A 19,800-nucleotide genomic window follows, 5' to 3' on the forward strand; every position below is an offset into this window, starting at 1 on the left:
GCATCTTAACCCCTATAGCTATCGGGATAGCATCTTTAAAAAAAAAACACTTCATCTCAAAAAAACTACAGTTCAGAAACAAAAATTATTCTCCGTTGGAATATTGATCGAAGTTTGAATCATCAAACTAAAACAGATCAAAATGGAACCAGCTATTAAGATTTTAATTTACATTCACGCTTTTTTTGGCGGAATTGGACTGATTACAGGAATTGGAAGTATCGTTGTTAAAAAAGGCGGAAAATTGCATAAAAGAATGGGGAAGTCATTTTCCATCGGAATGATTACTAGTTCTTTAATTTCACTGCCAATTTGCTGGATGCCAAAACATCAAAATATCTTTTTATTCCTTATAGGATTATTTACAATCTATTTAGTTATTTCAGGAAATAGAGCTTTGACATTTAAGTTCAAATCAAAAGCAGATTTATTGGATAAAGTAATTTCAGGAACTATGCTTTTCTTTTCTATAATTATGATTTCAATTGGTTTATACAGTCAGCTATACAATATTTCAAACGGAATATTATTCACGTTTTTCGGCGGATTCGGGCTTTTTATGACCCTAAAGGATTTTATCTTTTTCAGGAACTTTTCAGAAACCAATAGAAATTGGCTTTCAAAACATATCGGAAAAATGGTTGGCGCTTTAATCGCTTCAATTACAGCATACATAGTTGCCGGATTAGGAATTGGCAGTTTAATTGCATGGATAATGCCTTCAATTTTAGGTACATTCTACATCATTTACTGGAACAGAAAAATAGAGCCAAAAGCAAAAACAATAATCAACCCAAGTTAAACAGCTTCATTGAGAAAAACCTTAGAATCTTAGCATCTTAGAAACTTAGAACCTTTTTAATAAAGCATTTGAATTTCTTTAATCTCAAATTCTGAAACCGAATCATCTTCAAGCAAAACCTGCAATTTTCCTGTTGATGAAACACCTTGGATAATTCCCATGAAATTTTGTCCAAAATTATCAGAATTAAGATTTTTAAAAGGCATTGGAATACCTTTTCGGAACAATGTATTATAATATTCATTCCAAAAAAAAGATGCTGAGGTTTCCCAGGAATTGATTTTTTCTTTGATTTTTTCAATAATCAATTCAGGTAATATCATTTTATCAAAAGGTTTTCCTAAAATTACGGCCAAAGAAGAGGCATTTGGTAGTTCATCAAAATTAGTCTGATTAACATTCAGCCCCAAGCCAACAACTGACACGATCCTGCCATCACTTTTTATGGTGTTTTCAATTAGTATGCCACCAATTTTTTTATTATATGACATAATGTCGTTTGGCCATTTTATACTTAAATCAGGAATATTTAATGATTTTAGCACTTCAATGACACTTAATGAAACTATTAAACTTAAATTAAAAACCTGTTCGCTGTCAAACACAAAATCCTTTACCAAGGCACTCATAATTAAGTTTTTACCTGATTCCGACTGCCACTTCGACCCCATTTGCCCCTTGCCTTTTGTCTGATTTTCAGCCGTTACCACGGTAAAATTATCCAATTCACCCTTGCTTGATATTGCTTTTAGAAAGTCATTTGTCGAATCTATGGCATCGAGTTTGATTAGTTTCATTCAAGTAATTTAAATTAACTTAATTTAATATTTTGTTAAGGTTCAAAAATAATCACAAATTTTGGTAACTTTACAAATTCATAAAAATAATTCATGGCGAAAAAGACTATTAATAATGATGTTCTATTGGCGAACATAATCAAAGGGATTGAGGAAGTAAAAGGAAATGATATCGATATTCTTGACTTAAGAGAAATTGACACGGCTGTATGCGACTATTTTGTTATTTGCAACGGTAGCTCAAACACCCAAGTTAACGCCATTGTAAACTCAATTCAAAAAACAGTATCTAAAGACTTAAAAGATAAACCCTGGCACGTAGAAGGAACCGATAACGCGGAATGGGTCCTGATGGATTATGTGCATATAGTGGTACATGTTTTCCAAAAACACATTCGTGAATACTATAATATCGAAAGCCTTTGGGGTGACGCCAAAATAACTACAATCGAAAACAAATACTAAAGAAAAAATTTTCTAATGGCTAAAGATAATAATCCAAATCCGAATAAATTTAAAATAAGTCCTTGGTTAATATACACCGCAATACTTTTAGTTTTTTTATTTATAAGTTTTGCAACCGGAGGATCTAACTTAAGCGAACCTGCTCAATTGACTTCTTCTAAATTCAATACGCTTTTAGAGAAAGGACAAATTGAAAAAGTTATCGTTTATAACAAAGCTGAAGCCGAAGTGTATCTTACTGCCGCAGCATTAAAAGACAAAGCAAACGAAAAGGTTTCAAAAGATATTTTTAAAAATCCAAACAAAGGGCCACATTATACTTTAGAAATCGGTAATGATCAAATTTTTCAAACCAAACTTGAGAAAGCTGTTGGTGAAGGAAAACTAAAAGATTTCAATTTTCTTCAGAAAAACAACTGGAGCGATATTTTAATTAGCCTTCTTCCAATTATCATCATTATTGGTGTATGGATTTTCATTATGCGTAAAATGTCTGGCGGAGGCGCTGGCGGAGGCGGACAGATTTTCAATATCGGAAAATCTAAAGCAAAGCTTTTTGACGAAAAAACAGATATCAAAACAACATTTAAAGATGTTGCTGGTTTAGAAGGTGCAAAAGAAGAAATTCAGGAAATCGTTGAATTCCTTAAAAACCCTGAAAAATACACCAATCTTGGAGGAAAAATTCCAAAAGGAGCATTACTGGTAGGGCCTCCGGGAACTGGTAAAACTCTGCTTGCAAAAGCAGTTGCCGGCGAAGCGCAAGTGCCTTTCTTCTCTTTATCAGGTTCTGATTTCGTTGAAATGTTTGTAGGAGTTGGTGCATCTCGTGTACGTGACTTATTCAAACAAGCAAAAGAAAAATCTCCTGCTATCATTTTCATCGACGAAATTGATGCCGTAGGTAGAGCAAGAGGAAAAAGTAATATGTCTGGCGGAAACGACGAGAGAGAAAATACGCTGAACCAATTGTTGACAGAAATGGATGGTTTTGGTACAAACTCAAACGTAATTGTTTTAGCTGCAACAAACAGAGCTGACGTTCTTGATAAAGCATTAATGCGTGCAGGACGTTTTGACAGACAAATTTTTGTTGATTTACCAGACATTCGCGAAAGAGCTGAAATTTTCCAAGTTCACTTGAAACCAATCAAAAAAGTTGAAGGTTTAGATCTTGATTTCTTAGCAAAACAAACTCCCGGATTCTCTGGTGCTGATATCGCAAATGTATGTAACGAAGCTGCATTAATTGCTGCTCGTAATAATAAGGACGCTGTTGACAAACAAGATTTCCTTGACGCCGTTGACAGAATCATTGGAGGTCTTGAAAAGAAAAACAAAATCATTACTCCAGAAGAAAAAAGAGCAATCGCGATTCACGAAGCGGGTCACGCAACTGTAAGTTGGATGTTAGAACACGCTGCTCCTCTTATTAAAGTAACAATTGTTCCGCGTGGACAAAGTTTAGGAGCTGCATGGTACCTTCCAGAAGAAAGACAAATCGTAAGAACAGATCAAATGTTAGACGAAATGTGTGCTACTATGGGCGGAAGAGCTGCTGAAAAAGTAACTTTTGACCGAATTTCGACTGGTGCTTTGAGCGATTTAGAAAAAGTTACACGTCAGGCTCGTGCTATGGTAACGATTTATGGTTTGAATGATAAAATTGGAAATGTTACTTATTACGATTCAACAGGACAAAGCGAATACAATTTCTCTAAACCTTATTCTGACGAAACTGCAAAAGTAATTGACAAAGAGATTTCAGAATTAATTGAAGGCCAATATCAAAGAGCTATTCAAATTCTTGAGGAAAACAAAGACAAATTGAATCAGCTTGCTGATATCTTAATAGAAAAAGAAGTTATTTTTAAAGATGACTTAGAAACAATTTTCGGAAAACGTACTTTTGATAAAAATCTAGAAGAAGTGGTTTCGTAAATTAATTTATAAATATGTAATATTTTTTAAAATCTTAATTCAAAATAGCCTTTTGAATTAAGATTTTTTTATCTTTGAACGTTTTCAATTAACATGTAAAGTATTTCATATAAAAATGAATTTTTTCAAAAAAATATTTGGTTCAAGTGATGCTGCTTCGGATGAAGAAAATGAAAGCGAATACGGAGGGAATCCTATTCAGAACAGTCATTTATCTATAGACGAACAATTCATCTTTAATTTCAAGAAAAATGGCGGTAAATTTTTGTATTGTGAAAACACACAGGAAGTTGCTGAACAATTTGAAAATATTTTAGAAGAAAATGATTGGTTTGAAAATGAAGTTTTGTGTTATGAACCTGCCCTTTTTCATTTATTAGAAGAAAATAAACTACTTTATATTTCACCTAGAAACCCTAAATTTTTATTAGCTTCCTGCGAAAACTTAATTGCCGATGAAGGTTCTATTTTGTTTTCATCAAAACAAATTAGACAGGACAAACCTAATGAACTTCCTGCAAACATTGTAATAATTGCTACTACGAGCCAGATTCTGCCAATGAAAAGTGACGGATTAAGCGCAATTAAACGCAAATACGAAAGAGACTACCCAACCAACATTACCACTATAAAATATTTCGAAAAGGCAAAAGAGGAAGATTTTACTCAATACGGAAGTGTTGCCAAAAATCTTTATTTACTGCTTTTAGAAGATCTTTAAGATGAACGAAACATTGAAGAGAACCATTTCTGGTGCTGTTTATATTGCTTTACTGCTTACCTCTATTCTGTTTTCTACTGAAAGCTTTATTATTCTTTTTGGAATCTTCTTAATTATTACAATTTATGAATTTTGCAATCTTGTAAGTCTTAATAAAGCATTTTCAATTGTCTTTGGAATTCTACTGTATTCAACAGTTTTATTAATTAGTCATTACAACAAACCAACCACTTTATTTCTGGATAAAACTTTTAATTCAGAGTTCGATTTAACTACCAATATTCAGCAGTTAGATTTAGTTTTACTTGCTGTAACAATTGTAGTTTCTATAAAATGTATTTTGTTTTTGTTTTATGATTCAGTTCAAAAAATAAGTACTTCTTCAAAATATTTATATTTATTAGGATACATTACATTACCATTTATTTTTATTGTTAAAATATCATTTGGAACCAATGATTACAATCCAAAAATTATACTTGGACTATTTATCTTGATTTGGACAAATGATACGTTTGCTTATTTGGTCGGAAAATCAATGGGAAAACACAAATTGTTTGAAAGAGTTTCTCCTAAAAAAACGATCGAAGGATTTTTGGGCGGTGCTGTTTTTGCAGCTTTTGCCGGTTACTTGATATCAAAATTATACATTCAGCCTAATCCCGAGTTTAGCAGCAGATCCATTTTAATCTGGACCATAATTGCTGTAATTGTGAGTATTTTTGGTACCATTGGTGATTTAATTGAATCCAAATTCAAAAGAATTGCTGGCGTAAAGGACAGTGGCTCAATAATGCCAGGACACGGAGGCATTCTAGATCGCTTAGATAGTGTTATATTTGTAGCACCAATTATATTTTTATTTTATCAAATTTTATATTATGTTTCATAAAGAAGGAGGACCATCCATTTTATTAGGTACCGTTTTTGCAGTAGCCTTGCTTTTAATAGCTGAAAAGTTCATTGATATTACATGGCTTAGAATGCTAGTTCAAATTTTTGGCGTAGTAGTTTTGATTATTATTTTACAATTCTTTAGAAACCCTAAAAGAATTGCAATTCGCAACAGCGACCATATTCTAGCTCCTGTTGACGGAAAAGTTGTAGTTATTGAAGAAGTTTACGAAGGTGAATTTTTTAAAGATAAACGTTTACAGGTTTCAATCTTTATGTCTCCTATAAACGTACACGTTACGCGTTACGCTATGGACGGAATTATCAAATTCAGCAAATACCATCCTGGGAAATTTTTGGTAGCATGGCACCCAAAAGCGAGCGAGGAAAACGAAAGAACTACAGTTGTAATTGAAAATGACACTTTCGGAGCTGTTCTTTACAGACAAATTGCCGGAGCTTTGGCACGAAGAATTGTAAATTACGCTAAAGAAGGAATGCAGGTTGTTCAGGGAACTGATGCAGGTTTTATTAAATTTGGTTCAAGAGTAGATTTATTTTTACCTTTAGGCACTCCAATTGATGTGGTTTTAGGGCAAAAAGCAATTGGTGGTAAAACAATCATAGCTACAAAAGCTTAATGACTGAAAAAGATTTAGATACACGTTTTTCTGAAGCTGTTGAAGCTGCAATGCACATGACTCAGGCATCATTGCCACAAGATGTGCAGTTAAGACTTTATGCCTATTATAAACAAGCTACTTTTGGAACAGCCGTTTACAATCAATCACAAAATTTTGACCTGAGAGATGCATTCAAAACAAATGCATGGATGCAAATCAGTCATATTTCAATTGATGAAGCAAAAGAAAGTTATATCGAAATCATTAATTCACTAACATCAAAATAAATTAATTATGAAGACAAACATTACTCGTTTTGGCATTTTAGCTTCATTTTTTGTATTATTTTCTTGTAACGACAGTAATAAACTGACTGAAGTTGTCGAAGTTCCTTTACCAACTAAAGAAGAAAAAATTACTATCGGATCTCCTGATGAAGTAACAGTAGCACCTGGATCATTTGGGCTTACTAAATTGCCTTTTTCTTACGATGGATTAGCTCCCGATATTCGTTCTCTTACTTTAGAAACACATTATTCAAAACATTATGTGAGTTATACGAATAACCTAAATAAAGAAATCCTTTCTACCGAGTACGAAAACATGCCGATTGAGGATATCTTAAAAAAGATGGATTTAAGTAATGCCAAACTTCGTCAAAATGCTGGTGGTTATTATAATCACACTATGTATTTTAATTTACTGACGCAAAAAGAGCAAACGCCAAAAGATACACTGGCTGGGTCAATTAATAAAGAATTTGGTTCTTTTAATAATTTAACAAATCAGTTTAAAGGACAGGCTGAAAAGCAATTTGGTTCTGGCTGGGTTTGGCTAATAGTTGACCTATATGGAAAGCTACAAATAACAACAACAGAGAATCAAGATAACCCTTTAATGAAAAATGCGGTGATTCGCGGAACTCCAATTCTAGGAATAGATTTATGGGAACATGCTTATTATCTTGATTACCAAAACAGAAAAGGAAGTTATATTGATGCTTTCTACAAACATATAAATTGGGAAAAAGCAAACGAAAACTACAAAGAAGCTTTAAAAAAAGTTAAAAAAGTATAATTAAAGAGCTGATACTAAAAAAAGTATCAGCTTTTTTTATAACTTAATGTTCTGATTTAAAGAACATGAAAGATATCGCCAATCGATTTATCGAAAATCCGCTGTTGTCTCCTGCAGATATTCCTCCAAGCAGAGAAGGATTAGAAATTACCTGCCTATTGAATCCTGGAGTGTTTCAATTTCAAAATAAAATATGGCTGGCAGTAAGAGTTGCAGAAAGGCCAAAACAAATTGAAACTCTTATATCGTTTCCAATTTTAACTGAAACTGGTGCAATTCAAATTATAGAAATTTTAAAAGATCATCCCGAACTAATTGCCACAGATGCCCGCGTCATCAATTACGAAGGAATTGATTACCTGACAACATTGTCACATATTAGATTATTATGTAGTGATGATGGAAAACATTTCTATGAACCGGAAGATTATCCGCATTTAGTAGGAGAAGGAATTCTGGAAACTTTCGGAATCGAAGATTGTCGTGTTACTTTAATTGAAGGAAAATATTATCTAACTTTTACCTCAGTGTCAGGCAATGGCGTTGGAGTTGGTTTAAGAACTACGACGGATTGGAAAGTTTTTCAAAAACACGGAATGATTTTGCCTCCGCATAATAAAGATTGCGCCATTTTTGAAGAAAAAATAAACGGATTATTTTATGCATTGCATCGTCCTAGCAGCGTTGATATTGGCGGAAATTATATCTGGATCGCCTCTTCACCTGATGGCATTCATTGGGGAAATCATAAATGTATTGTCAAAACGAGAAAAGAACTCTGGGACAGCAAACGTGTTGGTGCCGGTGCAGCTCCTATAAAAACAGAAAAAGGCTGGCTGGAAATTTACCATGGAGCCAATGAACATCATCAATATTGTCTAGGCGCTTTTTTAATGGATCTTAAAAATCCTTCAAAAGTAATTTCAAGAACTGAAGATCCAATTATGTATCCGAAAACAGATTACGAATTAAGTGGATTTTTTGGAAATGTTGTTTTTACAAATGGCCATATTATCGCGCCAGACGGAGATACTCTAACAATTTATTATGGCGCTTCAGATGAATTTGTTTGTGGTGCTCTTTTTTCAATTAAAGAAATAGTATCACTTTTAGTAGAAATATGAAAAAACTGATTTAGAAATTAACTCAATCTAAACCAGTTTTTCATTTAAATTTTTAAATTAATTTACTTCATAAATAAATGATTCTGAAGGTCTTATTTTTACTAGCACTGTACCTTCCCCATTCTTAACCGTAAAATAGGTTTTGCTTTCTGAATATAATTTATCTACAAGTACATAAGAACCGTCTTTCAGTTTCCATTTTGAAATGATATCAGCTGGAATTTTTAATTCGAATTCACTTGTTTTATCTGAGGAAAAATTAGCAACAATAATCAGTTTTTGTTTTTCAGACCAACGAACATAGGAGTAAACCAATTCGTCATAACTATTATTTTGACGATTTATAGATTGTATTTCCTGAAAACTTCCCATTAAAGCCGAACTCTTGATGGAAAAATTTAAAAGTCTTTTGTAAAAATCACGCAAGCTTTTCTCTGAATCAGATAGTTTTCCTCCATCAAATTTTCCGTCGTTCATCCATTTTTGATGATTCGGAACTCCAATATAATCAAAAATTGAAGTTCTGGAACGCTTTCCAAAACCAGCATCCTCATTTCCGGCCTCTCCTACTTCTTGTCCAAAATAAATCATCGTTGGTGAAGTACTAATCGTTGCCGAAACAACCATTAAAGGCTTTCCGCGTTCTGGAGTTCCTGCAAATTCAGGGCTTGCTAAACGCTGTTCATCATGATTATCCAAAAAATGAAGCATATGATGCTCAATATCAGCCATTCCTTTCTGAATATCTGACAAACCATCTGGCGATGATTTTCCTCGAATTACATCTTTTAATTTATCATACGTTTCTACTTTATCATATAAATAATCCATTTTTCCTAAACGAATATAATTTCGATATTCATTCGGATTATAAACTTCAGCCAATAAAAAAGCATTTGGATTTTTCATTTTGATCGCAGAATTCATATAACTCCAAAATTCATACGGTACCATTTCGGCCATATCATAACGAAAACCATCTACACCTTTTGCTGTCCAATACAAAGCAATATCCCTAAATTTTTTCCATGAGCTTGGAACATCTTTATCTTGCCAAAAAGCAAAATGTTCTTTATAGGATTTTTGATCAAATCCTGAAGGGAGTTCAGGAAAATCTTTTGAACCGTCTGGACGAACACCATAATTCACCTTTACTGTTTCGTACCAGTCATTTTGATCTGGTTTAGCTTTTCGGGAACCATTTCCTGTCCATTTTGCCGGATTTTCTGCAAATTTTCCATCAATAAGCCGATTTTTTTCTCCGTTTAAAGGAACATCGTTATCTGGAATTTCAAAAGGAGAATTTGGAATATAATAGAAATTATTATCTCTTTTATATTCAACCGAAACATCATCATCAGCACCAAAATCACACACACCTTCCGGATTGTTTTTCCCTTCATATTTTCTTGCAATATGATTTGGAACAATATCAATAATCAATTTTAAACCTGTTTTATGCGTACGAGCTATTAACGCTTCAAACTCCTGCATTCTGTTTGCTGGATTCTCTGCCAAATCAGGATTTACATTATAATAATCTTTTACTGCGTAAGGAGACCCAGCACGGCCTTTAACCACTTCTGGGTCATCATTTGAAATTCCGAAAGTAGTATAATCATGAACCAAAGCATGGTGAGGAACACCTGTATACCAAATATAGGTTACACCCAAATCTTTAATTTCATGAAGCGCTTTGTCGGTAAAATCATTAAACTTTCCAACACCATTTTCTTCAATTGTTCCCCATGGTTTATTTGTCGTATTTTTATTTCCAAACAAACGTGTAAAAACTTGATAAACTACAACTTTATTAGTTGAAGCATTTTCTTCTTTTGCCGTGCTCATTTTTAAATCTTTTGTTTTGCATGCCGAAAAAAGCATACTTGCTGCCATTCCTGCAACAAAAATTCGTTTATTCATCATATTTTTTATATAATCGGTCTTTTTTGAGATTTCAGAATAAATTCGGCTTCCAAAACCATTTACTAAATTTAGTCTAATTTTTAAAACTGAAATAAAACTGATTTCAAATTATGCTATATTCAGTTCAAAACAGTGAACTACAACGTGAGAGTAGAATGTTTTGTTAATAAATTAAAAAACTCAGAGATACAAAGTGACAAAGTAGCAAAGGCTCTTAAATATCATTAAAAATGCCAAACAAAAATCAATTATAACTTTGCCCCTTTGTGCCTCCCGATCTAAAAATATAAATTAATCCTAATAACAATCTAAGGTTGTAACCTTTTTCATAAATTTGACAAAAATTTAATCAATTGAAGAAATCACTATTTTTCATATCTTTTTGTCTGATGTTCTTAACTGTGCAATTTGGATTTGCGCAGGCATCAAAAAACAAACCAGGAACTAAAAAAATAATTATCGAGAACGCTGACTTTTCTGATGTCAACCAGGAAATAGCGCCAGATGCGGTTTTATTGACTGGAAATGTAAAAATAAATCATGATGGAGTAGTTTTAACTTGCAACAAGGCTTATTTTTTTCAGAAAGAAAATTATTTAAAAGCTTTTGGAAATGTGCAATTGGTACAAGGAGATACTTTATATTTAAACAGTAAATACGCTGAATACAACGGAAATTTCAAAAAAGCTTTTGCGACGGGAGATGCCGTGATGACTTCACCAGATGCAACTTTACAAACTGACACGATTAATTTTGACCGAAATGTTCAGCAGGTTTTTTACAACACCAAAGGAACAATCGTTAATAAAGACAATACTTTAGTAAGCAAATCAGGACGCTATTTTGTAGAGGAAAAAAAGTTTCAGTTTTTGACTGAGGTAACGATTACAAACCCTAAATATGTTATTAAATCCAATCATCTGGATTATTACAGTAACTCTGGACACACTTATTTACTTGGTCCATCGACAATTACAAGTAAAGCCAATTATATTTATACTGAAAAAGGGTTTTATGATACAAAAAAGAACCTCGCTCACTTCCTCCGAAAATCATACATAAAATACGATGACCGACGCATTGAAGGTGATAGTTTGTATTATAATCGAAATACCGAATTTGCATCGGCCACACGGAATGTAAAAATAACAGATTCCATAAATCGCGGTATCGTAAAGGGTCATTATGCCGAAATTTTCAAATTGAAAGATTCAATGTTTGTGACCAAAAGAGCCGTAGCTGTCAATTTTGTTGAAAATGATTCTGTTTATATTCACGGACAAAAGTTAATGGTGACTGGAAAAGAAGGCGAAAGAATTTTGAGAGCATTCAAAAATGTCCGTTTTTATAAAACCGATATGAGCGGTAAATGCGATTCTATTCATTCAAACTCAAAAACGGCATTGACAAAATTGATTGGAAATCCGATATTATGGAGTGGAGAAAGCCAAATAACAGGCGATGTCATGCATTTAATTGGCGACAACAACACAAAAAAAATAGATTCGTTAAAAGTGCTCAATAATACTTTCCTGATTTCTAGAGATACCTTGGGCACCGGATACAATCAAGTAAAAGGACTTAATTTATTTGGAAAATTCAAAGATGGAAAGCTACATAATGTCGATATAGTCAAAAATACCGAGGTTATTTATTATAGCCGAAATGAACAAAATGAGCTTGTCGGAATTGATAAAAGTGTAAGCAGTAAAATCAATCTGATTTTAGAAGATAATCAAATTGAAACGTTGACACTGTTTAATAATGTAGATGGTGATTTATATCCAGAGGCCGACTTACCCGAAAATGCTCGTAAACTAAGAGGAATGCGTTGGCGTGGTGATGAACGTATTAAATCTAAAGACGATATTTTTACCGCTGAAGATAATGAATTGAATGACAAATTAATTCAAGAAGGAAAAGATCAGGAAGAAAAGGATAAAAATGTCCCAATGAAAGTCAGGAAAGAGACTTTGAATTATGACAAGAAAAAACCGACTGTGAAGACAGAAGCAAAACCTAAGAAAAAGTAGTTTTCAGTCGCAGTTGTCAGTTTACAAAATTAACTTAAGCCTAAAACTAAAACCTTAGAACCTTAGTACCTTTGCTACTTAGCACCTTAAAAAAATGAATTCAGATTTTATAAAATATCAGGCACAAACTTCTCCTTATCCTTTAGGAATGGAAGTTTCTCACGCCATTGGCTCTTATATTTACGACACAAACGATAAAAAATATTTAGATTTTGTTGCAGGTGTTTCTGCCTGTACACTGGGACATCAGCATCCGCGTGTAAATCAAGCGATAAAAGACCAGTTGGATAAATATTCGCACGTAATGGTTTATGGCGAATATTCGCAAAGCCCTGCTGTACAATATTGTAAATTAATGGCTTCACTCCTTCCTGAATCGTTAAATAAAACGTATTTGGTAAATTCAGGCACAGAAGCTATCGAAGGAGCCTTAAAATTAGCAAAAAGAACCACAGGACGCAGTCAATTGATTTCTTGTCATAATGCTTATCACGGAAACACAATGGGTTCAATGAGCGTTATGGGATTTGAAGAACGCAAACAAGCCTTTAGACCTTTATTACCAGATGTTGATTTTGTAACCTTCAACAATGAAGAAGATTTACAAAAAATAACCACTAGAACGGCAGCAATTCTTTTAGAAACTATCCAAGGGGGTGCTGGCTTTATTCAGCCTCATGATAATTATCTGCAAAAAGTCCGCAAACGCTGTGATGAAGTTGGCGCGCTAATGATTGTAGACGAAATTCAGCCTGGTTTTGGAAGAACAGGAAAACTTTTTGGTTTTCAAAACTATGATGTTGTTCCGGATATTGTCGTGATGGGAAAAGGTATGGGTGGCGGAATGCCAGTTGGTGCATTTACAGCATCGGCAGAAAAAATGGATCTTCTAACTGAAAATCCTAAACTCGGTCATATTACTACTTTTGGAGGTCATCCTGTCATTGCGTCAGCTTGTTTAGCCACTTTGCAGGAATTAACTGAAACAAATTTAATGGCAGAAACGCTGGAGAAGGAAAAACTGTTCAGATCACTTTTGGTACATCCTTTGATTACTGAAGTAAGAGGAAAAGGATTAATGTTGGCAGCTATGACAGAATCGGCTGAAATTACCAACGAAGTCATTTTAAATTGTCAGGACAAAGGACTGATTTTATTTTGGCTTTTATTCGAAGGATGTGCGATTAGAATTACACCTCCTTTAACTATTTCAGAAGATGAAATCAGAGAAGGCTGTTCAATAATACTGGCAGTTATGGACGAAATCTTAAAAAGGAATAACAAATAAAATTTTATTCATTTTTTTGCTTTCGTTAATCGGCACAGAATATTAAACAACAGATTTACAATCTATTAAAATTCAGATTGTAATCTAAAAAATAATTAAAACGAAGCTAATCCCTTAAGAACAAAGGAGATTTCTTCCCAAAATAGAATAAAAAACACCATATTTTGTTAATTAAATTGTTCAAAACAATTAATTCTCTTTCCTTACAACAATTATATGGTTGCCTAAATTTATAACAGGCTAATTTCAAATACAGAAAGTATGCAATTAAGCAACGAAGAAGAAGATTATAACCTATCCCTATCTAAATTTGAGTCGATGTTAAAAACTAACAAAGTACTCTTTTTTGATTCTGAAGAATTCGAAGAAATAATTCTTCATTATTTAGACATAGGTAAGGCTAATTTAGCAAAAAAGGCCTTGAAACTTGCATTAGATCAGCATCCAAAATCTACAGGCTTAAAATTAGTACAAGTAGAAATGCTGGTTTACGACGATAAACTCGACATCGCTGAGAAGCTTTTAAACGAGTTGTATGCAATTGAACCCAACAACGAGGAAATTTATATCCAGAAAGCAAATATTTGTTCTAAAAGAGATCAACACGAAAAAGCTGTAGAATTACTTAAAATTGCCTTGCAATATACAGATGACTACGCTGATGTGTACAACTTGATTGGAATGGAATATCTTTTTATGGATAATCTTGAGATGGCTAAAGATAGCTTCATCAAATGTCTTGAAGAAGACTTAGAAGATCAGTCAGCTTTATACAACGTAGTTTACTGTTTTGAATTTTTAGATCAAAATCAGGAAGCTATCGTTTATCTTAACGAATACATAAACAGAAATCCGTATAGCGAAATTGCCTGGCATCAGCTGGGACGTCTGCATTATGGTGTAAAAGAATACGAGGCTGCCATTCGGGCTTTTGATTATGCAACACTGATTGATGATGAATTTTTGGGTGCATTTATGGAAAAAGCAAAAGCTTATGAGCGCCTTAAAAAATACAATGAAGCAATTGAAAGCTACAATCGTACAATCGAGCTGGATGACGCAACTTCATACGCATTATTGCGCATCGGAAAATGTTATGAAAAACTTGGAAATGCTATAAAAGCACTTCAATATTATAATCAGACCGTTCATGAAGATCCGCTTTTAGACAAAGGATGGATTGCCATTACCGATTTTTATGTTCGTCAAAAAAACTTTCAAAAAGCCTTATTTTTTGTCAACAAAGCATTGGCAATCGATAATCAAAATCGTTTGTATTGGAAACGCTACGCAACGATTAACAAACAAATGAACTTTTTTGAAGAAGCTGAATTTGGATACAGAAAAGCCGTAGAATTTGGAGATTATGCTTTAGATACTTGGTTGTTTTGGGTGGATATTCTTCAGTTTTTAGGTGAATTTGAAAGCGCTATTCAGACCTTATTGCAGGCGTGTGAATATTTTCCTGAAGAAAACGAAATCGAATATCGTTTGGCAGGACTGTATTTCATGATTCAGGACAATACAAAAGCAAAATTTCATTTAAGCAATGGCTTGCGATTAAACTTTGATAATTATATCTTGATCGAAGATTTGTTTCCGGTTGTCTGGTCGAAAAAAATGGTTAAAAATTATATTGAAAAACATAAGAAATAGGAATGATTGATACTTTAAAAAGACGTTTCGGTTTATTAGGCCGCAATATAAGCTACTCTTTCTCAAAAGGATATTTTACTGAAAAATTCAATAATGAAGTTTTTGCCGGAAATACCTATGAAAATTTCGACATTTCTGAAATCAGCCATTTCAAGGGTTTGCTCAAAAACAATCCTGATTTGAAAGGCTTAAATGTCACCATTCCATACAAAGAGCAAGTTATTCCCTTTTTAGACAAACTTTCAACAAAAGCAAAACTGATTGGTGCAGTAAATACAATTAAATTTACTAAAAAAGGAAAATTAAAAGGCTACAATACAGATTATTACGGTTTTAAAAAATCATTAAAGCCTCTCTTGGAGCCTCATCATAAAAAAGCATTAATTCTTGGAACAGGAGGAGCTTCAAAAGGTGTAGCTTTTGCCCTTGATGAGCTTGGTATTCCTTATACTTTTGTTTCTAGAGAAGCCAAAGAAAATATCATCGATTACGATTTAATCAATGCCACTACTTTTGATAATTTTCAAATCATAATCAACTGTACGCCTGTGGGAACAACTCCAAACATTGAAGCTTGTCCTGATTTGCCTTATGAATTCTTTACAGACAAGCATATTGCTTATGATTTGATCTATAATCCAGCTGAAACTCAGTTCTTGAAAAATGCTAAAGAAAAAGGTGCAATTATAAAAAATGGCTATGATATGTTAATTTTTCAAGCAGAAAAAGCCTGGAAAATCTGGAATAAATAAAAAAATGCTGACTATCAAAATGTTAAAGTAATTTTTGTAACTTAGTCTACTCATTTGTAGATAGTTATGAAGAAAAAATTACTTTACATTTTCCTGTTTTTTCTGTTCTCATTTGCTGTCAAAGCACAAGATGAAGATATTAACAGAAAGGATGGTCCATTTAATGAACCGCGTTTTAATTATTTCTTAAAAACTATTTTACTTTTTAATGAATATTTAGATACAAAAAACGGTTCCTTCAATACTACTAATTTACGTGTCCTACACCCTATTGGAAACAAATCCTGGAATCTTCGATTTGACCTTCCTTTAATTTCAACTAATTCAAATTCAATCAACCAAACCGGCCTTGGTGATGTTGGTGCAGGAATTAGTTACATTCCCTATTTCAAGAAAAATGAAGGTTTTGCTGTTAGAACAAGAGTAACAGCAAACTCAGCTACTGATCCAAGTTTTGGAAGCGGAAAATGGGTTGTTATTCCAGCTCTTTTTTATGCCCGATATTTTAAACAAAGAAAATTTTTATGGATTTCTGACGTAGAACATTCCCAAAGTTTTGCAGGTTCAAACAACCGAAGTGATGTTAGTGTAACAGTCCTCGAAAATAATTTTTTATGGTTCTTTGGCAAAAACTGGATTGCAACAGATGTAGCATTTCGATACAATTACGTTCTTGACGGTTTTCAAAATAATGCCTTTGTTGAATTTGGGCGAAAAATCACACCAACTAATCTTGCATATATACACCCAAGTGCAGCATTTGGAGATGATAAATCTTACAATTTTGGTATAGAAATGGGATTATTAATTTTGTTTTAGTTTAAAATCTATAATAAATTTAGACCTATAACATCATTTTTGATTCCTTTTTCCAAAAAATTATAACAAATTCAAATTTATACTTCATTCAAAGAAAAAGCAAAATTTAAGATATCATACTTACAAAACGGAACAAAGAATAAGAATTTCATCGTAAAATAAAGCATAAACAAGCGATTTATTTTGTATTTAGAAACACCTTTACTATCTTTCGCACTGTTTAAAGTACAAACCTTATACATTTAAAATGTTAGAAGAAAAGAATGATAACCTGCAAGAAGCAGACGGAAAATTAGGAATCGACACTACTGATTCTATTCAAGAGAACGCAATTGAAGAAACATTGGGTACGGAAGAGGCTACTGAAAATTCAGTTTCGGAAACAGAAACTAAAACAGAAGAAAAAACGACCGAAGATGATCACCAAGATGCGTTAGATGCCATCACAAATTCTAATGCAGAAGAAGGTGAAGATGAAACGCTAAAAGAGCGTCATGATATTCCTATGCAGGATTATGATACTTTTTCATTAGATGCACTTGTTGATGAGCTAAAAAAACTGATTCAGACAGATAAAGTGATGTCTGTTAAAGATCATATTGAAGAAATTAAAAAATCATTTTTGCTACAATACAATCATTTAATTGAAGAGAAAAAAGAGGAATTCAATGCTTCAAAGCAAGATCCAAATGAAGAATTTGAATATCATTCTCCTTTAAAATCTAAATTTGATGAATATTATAATGTTTTTAGAGAAAAAAGAAATGCTCATTTTAAACATTTACAAACTAATTTAAAAGCAAATTTAGAAAACAGACTTGCGATTGTTGAAGAACTCAAAGAACTTATAAATCCGCAGGAAAACATCAAAGATACTCTTAAGCACTTTAATGAACTTAGGGAAAGATGGAAAAATGCCGGAGCAATTCCAAAAGATAAATATAATCATGTTTGGAATAATTACCATTTTCACGTAGAAAATTTCTATGATTATCTGCATTTAGACCGTGAAGCGAGAGATTTGGATTTCAAATACAATTTGGAACAAAAGCAAAAAATTATCACACGCGTTGAAGAATTAGCCAACGAAACTGATATCAACAAAGCATTTCGTGAATTGCAGGATTTACACAGAATCTGGAAAGAAGATATTGGTCCTGTTTCAAAAGAACACCGCGATGTTATTTGGAACAAATTCAGTGAACTGACTAAAAAAATTCATGACAAAAGAGAAGTATTGTTTGAAAGCCAAAGAGCAAACGAACTACAAAATCTTGAAGTGAAGAAAGAAATAATAGGCAAAATTGAAGTTTTAGGAACTGAAAAAGTCAATTCTCATTCGCAATGGCTTGTGCAGATTCAAAAAGTTGAAGCGCTGAGAAATGATTTTTTTGCAGCTGGAAAAGTACCTTCGGATGTAAATGAAGAAACCTGGGCAGCTTTTAAAACTGCTGTTAGAAATTTCAATGCATTTAAAAATTCGTTTTACAAAGACATTAAAAAAGATCAAAACGATAATTTAAATAAAAAAATGGCTTTGGTTGCAAAAGCCAAAGAATTACAAGAAAGTACTGATTTTGGCAGCACTACTCCGATCATGAAACAAATTCAGGAAGAGTGGAAACAAATTGGTCACGTTCCTAAAAAATATTCAGATAAAATCTGGAAAGAATTTAAAGATGCCTGCAACCATTATTTTGACAAATTAAAAGAACATAAATCTGAAGAAAATCAGGATGAAGTTGCGGCTTTTGACAATAAAAAGGCTTATTTAGACATTTTAAGAGCATACCAACTTACTGGCGATCACAAAACAGATTTAGATGCCATTAAACAACATATTGAAATCTGGAAAGGTTACGGAAAAGTACCTTTTTCAAGACGTCATATTGAAGGAAAATTCAATAAAATCCTTGATGCGCTTTTTGAAAAATTAAGCCTAAGCAAAAAAGAAAGCGAGATGATGCGTTTTTCTAATCGTATAGATTCTCTTTCTGACAGCAATGATACACGCAAATTAGATAATGAGAAGATTTTTATAATGCGTAAAATCGAAGAAGTTCAAAATGAAATTTTTCAATTAGAAAACAACATTCAGTTCTTTACGAATACTAAAAACGCTAAAAAAGAAAACTCAATTGTTCTTGAAGTACGCAAAAACATAGCAATCCATAAAGAAAGCCTTGAAGTATGGAAAGACAAATTGAAACAATTACGTAATTTAAATCAGGAATAAAGCCAGATTTAATCAAATAAAAAAAGGTGTAATGAAAATATTCATTACGCCTTTTTTATTGCCCTGGAATTTATGATAACAAATTGATAAAACAACACTTCAAAATATTGCTTATATTTGATACAATCGTAACAACTGACAATCAATATTTTAAATACAATTATTAATTTAAAAATCTTAGAAATGAAATTTACAAGAAAAGCACACGCCAATTGGCAGGGAACCGGCATGGAAGGAAAAGGAACAATAAGCACCCAAAGCACAACTTTAGATAATGCACAATTATCATTTAAAACAAGATTTGCTGATGGTGTGGGAACAAATCCAGAAGAACTTGTTGCTGCAGCACATTCCGGCTGTTTTACGATGCAATTAAGTTTTTTACTGAATGAAGCAGGTTTTACCGCTGATAATTTAACTACAGAAGCGACAGTAACTTTTGAAGACGGAACGATAACCTTAATCCACTTGGAGCTAAAAGGAAAAGTTCCATCCATTTCATCAGAAGAATTTAATGCCACAGCTGCAAAAGCAAAGGAAATTTGTCCAATCTCCAAGCTTTTAAATACAACAATAACATTGAATGCAACTTTAGTAAGTTAAATAAAACTTTAACGCATAAAAAAACCATCGACTTAGGTCGATG

General features: G+C 32.8%; 18 protein-coding genes. 16 read left to right on the forward strand and 2 right to left on the reverse strand.

The features are described 5' to 3' along the window. Nucleotides 1–142: 142 nt before the first annotated feature. Nucleotides 143–802: a hypothetical protein gene (locus ACWA1B_RS07385; RefSeq protein ID WP_456905533.1), complete on the forward strand. Its 660-nt coding sequence runs from the start codon at nt 143–145 to the stop codon at nt 800–802. Between the two features lie 56 nt (nt 803–858). Here the strand turns inward: ACWA1B_RS07385 and ACWA1B_RS07390 are convergent, their stop codons facing one another. After that, nucleotides 859–1,599, reverse strand: coding sequence for a biotin--[acetyl-CoA-carboxylase] ligase (locus ACWA1B_RS07390; protein WP_456905535.1), 741 nt, complete (start codon nt 1,597–1,599; stop codon nt 859–861). A gap of 93 nt (nt 1,600–1,692) precedes the next feature. Between ACWA1B_RS07390 and rsfS the strand changes: the two genes are divergently transcribed. The 8 genes from rsfS (at nt 1,693) to ACWA1B_RS07430 (ending at nt 8,444) form a co-directional block, all read left to right on the forward strand. Continuing rightward, nucleotides 1,693–2,064, forward strand: coding sequence for a ribosome silencing factor (gene rsfS, locus ACWA1B_RS07395; protein ID WP_007809313.1), 372 nt, complete (start codon nt 1,693–1,695; stop codon nt 2,062–2,064). A 15-nt stretch (nt 2,065–2,079) separates the two neighbouring features. Next, a complete protein-coding gene (ftsH, locus tag ACWA1B_RS07400; RefSeq protein WP_456905538.1) occupies nt 2,080–4,005 on the forward strand; it encodes an ATP-dependent zinc metalloprotease FtsH in 1,926 nt (641 codons plus the stop codon). A gap of 115 nt (nt 4,006–4,120) precedes the next feature. Then, nucleotides 4,121–4,726 (forward strand): lactate utilization protein B/C, encoded by a 606-nt coding sequence (locus ACWA1B_RS07405; protein ID WP_035648408.1) that lies wholly within the window; start codon nt 4,121–4,123, stop codon nt 4,724–4,726. Between the two features lies 1 nt (nt 4,727). Then, nucleotides 4,728–5,618 (forward strand): phosphatidate cytidylyltransferase, encoded by an 891-nt coding sequence (locus ACWA1B_RS07410; RefSeq protein ID WP_456905540.1) that lies wholly within the window; start codon nt 4,728–4,730, stop codon nt 5,616–5,618. Then, nucleotides 5,608–6,261: a phosphatidylserine decarboxylase family protein gene (locus ACWA1B_RS07415; RefSeq protein ID WP_142449413.1), complete on the forward strand. Its 654-nt coding sequence runs from the start codon at nt 5,608–5,610 to the stop codon at nt 6,259–6,261. The genes ACWA1B_RS07410 and ACWA1B_RS07415 overlap by 11 nt, the downstream gene beginning before the upstream one ends. Next, the gene (locus ACWA1B_RS07420; RefSeq protein ID WP_456905543.1) at nt 6,261–6,530 is read left to right on the forward strand and encodes an acyl-CoA-binding protein; all 270 of its coding nucleotides are present in this window, start codon (nt 6,261–6,263) and stop codon (nt 6,528–6,530) included. Before ACWA1B_RS07415 ends, ACWA1B_RS07420 begins: the two co-directional genes overlap by 1 nt. Before the next feature lie 7 nt (nt 6,531–6,537). Continuing rightward, nucleotides 6,538–7,320, forward strand: coding sequence for a superoxide dismutase (locus tag ACWA1B_RS07425; RefSeq protein ID WP_456905545.1), 783 nt, complete (start codon nt 6,538–6,540; stop codon nt 7,318–7,320). Between the two features lie 65 nt (nt 7,321–7,385). After that, nucleotides 7,386–8,444: a glycoside hydrolase family 130 protein gene (locus ACWA1B_RS07430; protein ID WP_456905547.1), complete on the forward strand. Its 1,059-nt coding sequence runs from the start codon at nt 7,386–7,388 to the stop codon at nt 8,442–8,444. Nucleotides 8,445–8,501: 57 nt separating this feature from the next. Here ACWA1B_RS07430 and ACWA1B_RS07435 read toward each other — a convergent pair whose 3' ends face one another. Continuing rightward, the gene (locus tag ACWA1B_RS07435) at nt 8,502–10,367 is read right to left on the reverse strand and encodes an alpha-amylase family glycosyl hydrolase (protein ID WP_456906496.1); all 1,866 of its coding nucleotides are present in this window, start codon (nt 10,365–10,367) and stop codon (nt 8,502–8,504) included. A gap of 392 nt (nt 10,368–10,759) precedes the next feature. Between ACWA1B_RS07435 and ACWA1B_RS07440 the strand changes: the two genes are divergently transcribed. The 7 genes from ACWA1B_RS07440 to ACWA1B_RS07470 all read left to right on the forward strand — a co-directional run bounded on the left by ACWA1B_RS07440 (nt 10,760) and on the right by ACWA1B_RS07470 (nt 19,757). Further along, complete coding sequence (locus ACWA1B_RS07440) at nt 10,760–12,403, forward strand: OstA-like protein (RefSeq protein ID WP_456906498.1); 1,644 nt, start codon at nt 10,760–10,762, stop codon at nt 12,401–12,403. A 94-nt stretch (nt 12,404–12,497) separates the two neighbouring features. After that, nucleotides 12,498–13,691: an aspartate aminotransferase family protein gene (locus tag ACWA1B_RS07445; protein WP_456905549.1), complete on the forward strand. Its 1,194-nt coding sequence runs from the start codon at nt 12,498–12,500 to the stop codon at nt 13,689–13,691. Between the two features lie 261 nt (nt 13,692–13,952). After that, nucleotides 13,953–15,347 (forward strand): tetratricopeptide repeat protein, encoded by a 1,395-nt coding sequence (locus tag ACWA1B_RS07450; RefSeq protein WP_456905551.1) that lies wholly within the window; start codon nt 13,953–13,955, stop codon nt 15,345–15,347. 2 nt (nt 15,348–15,349) lie between these two features. Further along, the gene (locus tag ACWA1B_RS07455) at nt 15,350–16,099 is read left to right on the forward strand and encodes a shikimate dehydrogenase family protein (protein ID WP_456905553.1); all 750 of its coding nucleotides are present in this window, start codon (nt 15,350–15,352) and stop codon (nt 16,097–16,099) included. A gap of 66 nt (nt 16,100–16,165) precedes the next feature. Further along, the gene (locus ACWA1B_RS07460; protein WP_456905555.1) at nt 16,166–16,918 is read left to right on the forward strand and encodes a lipid A phosphoethanolamine transferase; all 753 of its coding nucleotides are present in this window, start codon (nt 16,166–16,168) and stop codon (nt 16,916–16,918) included. 247 nt (nt 16,919–17,165) lie between these two features. Then, nucleotides 17,166–19,154: a DUF349 domain-containing protein gene (locus ACWA1B_RS07465; protein WP_456905557.1), complete on the forward strand. Its 1,989-nt coding sequence runs from the start codon at nt 17,166–17,168 to the stop codon at nt 19,152–19,154. 183 nt (nt 19,155–19,337) lie between these two features. Further along, nucleotides 19,338–19,757 (forward strand): OsmC family protein, encoded by a 420-nt coding sequence (locus ACWA1B_RS07470; protein WP_456905559.1) that lies wholly within the window; start codon nt 19,338–19,340, stop codon nt 19,755–19,757. Nucleotides 19,758–19,800 lie beyond the last annotated feature (43 nt).

It is taken from the genome of Flavobacterium xizangense (assembly GCF_054075145.1).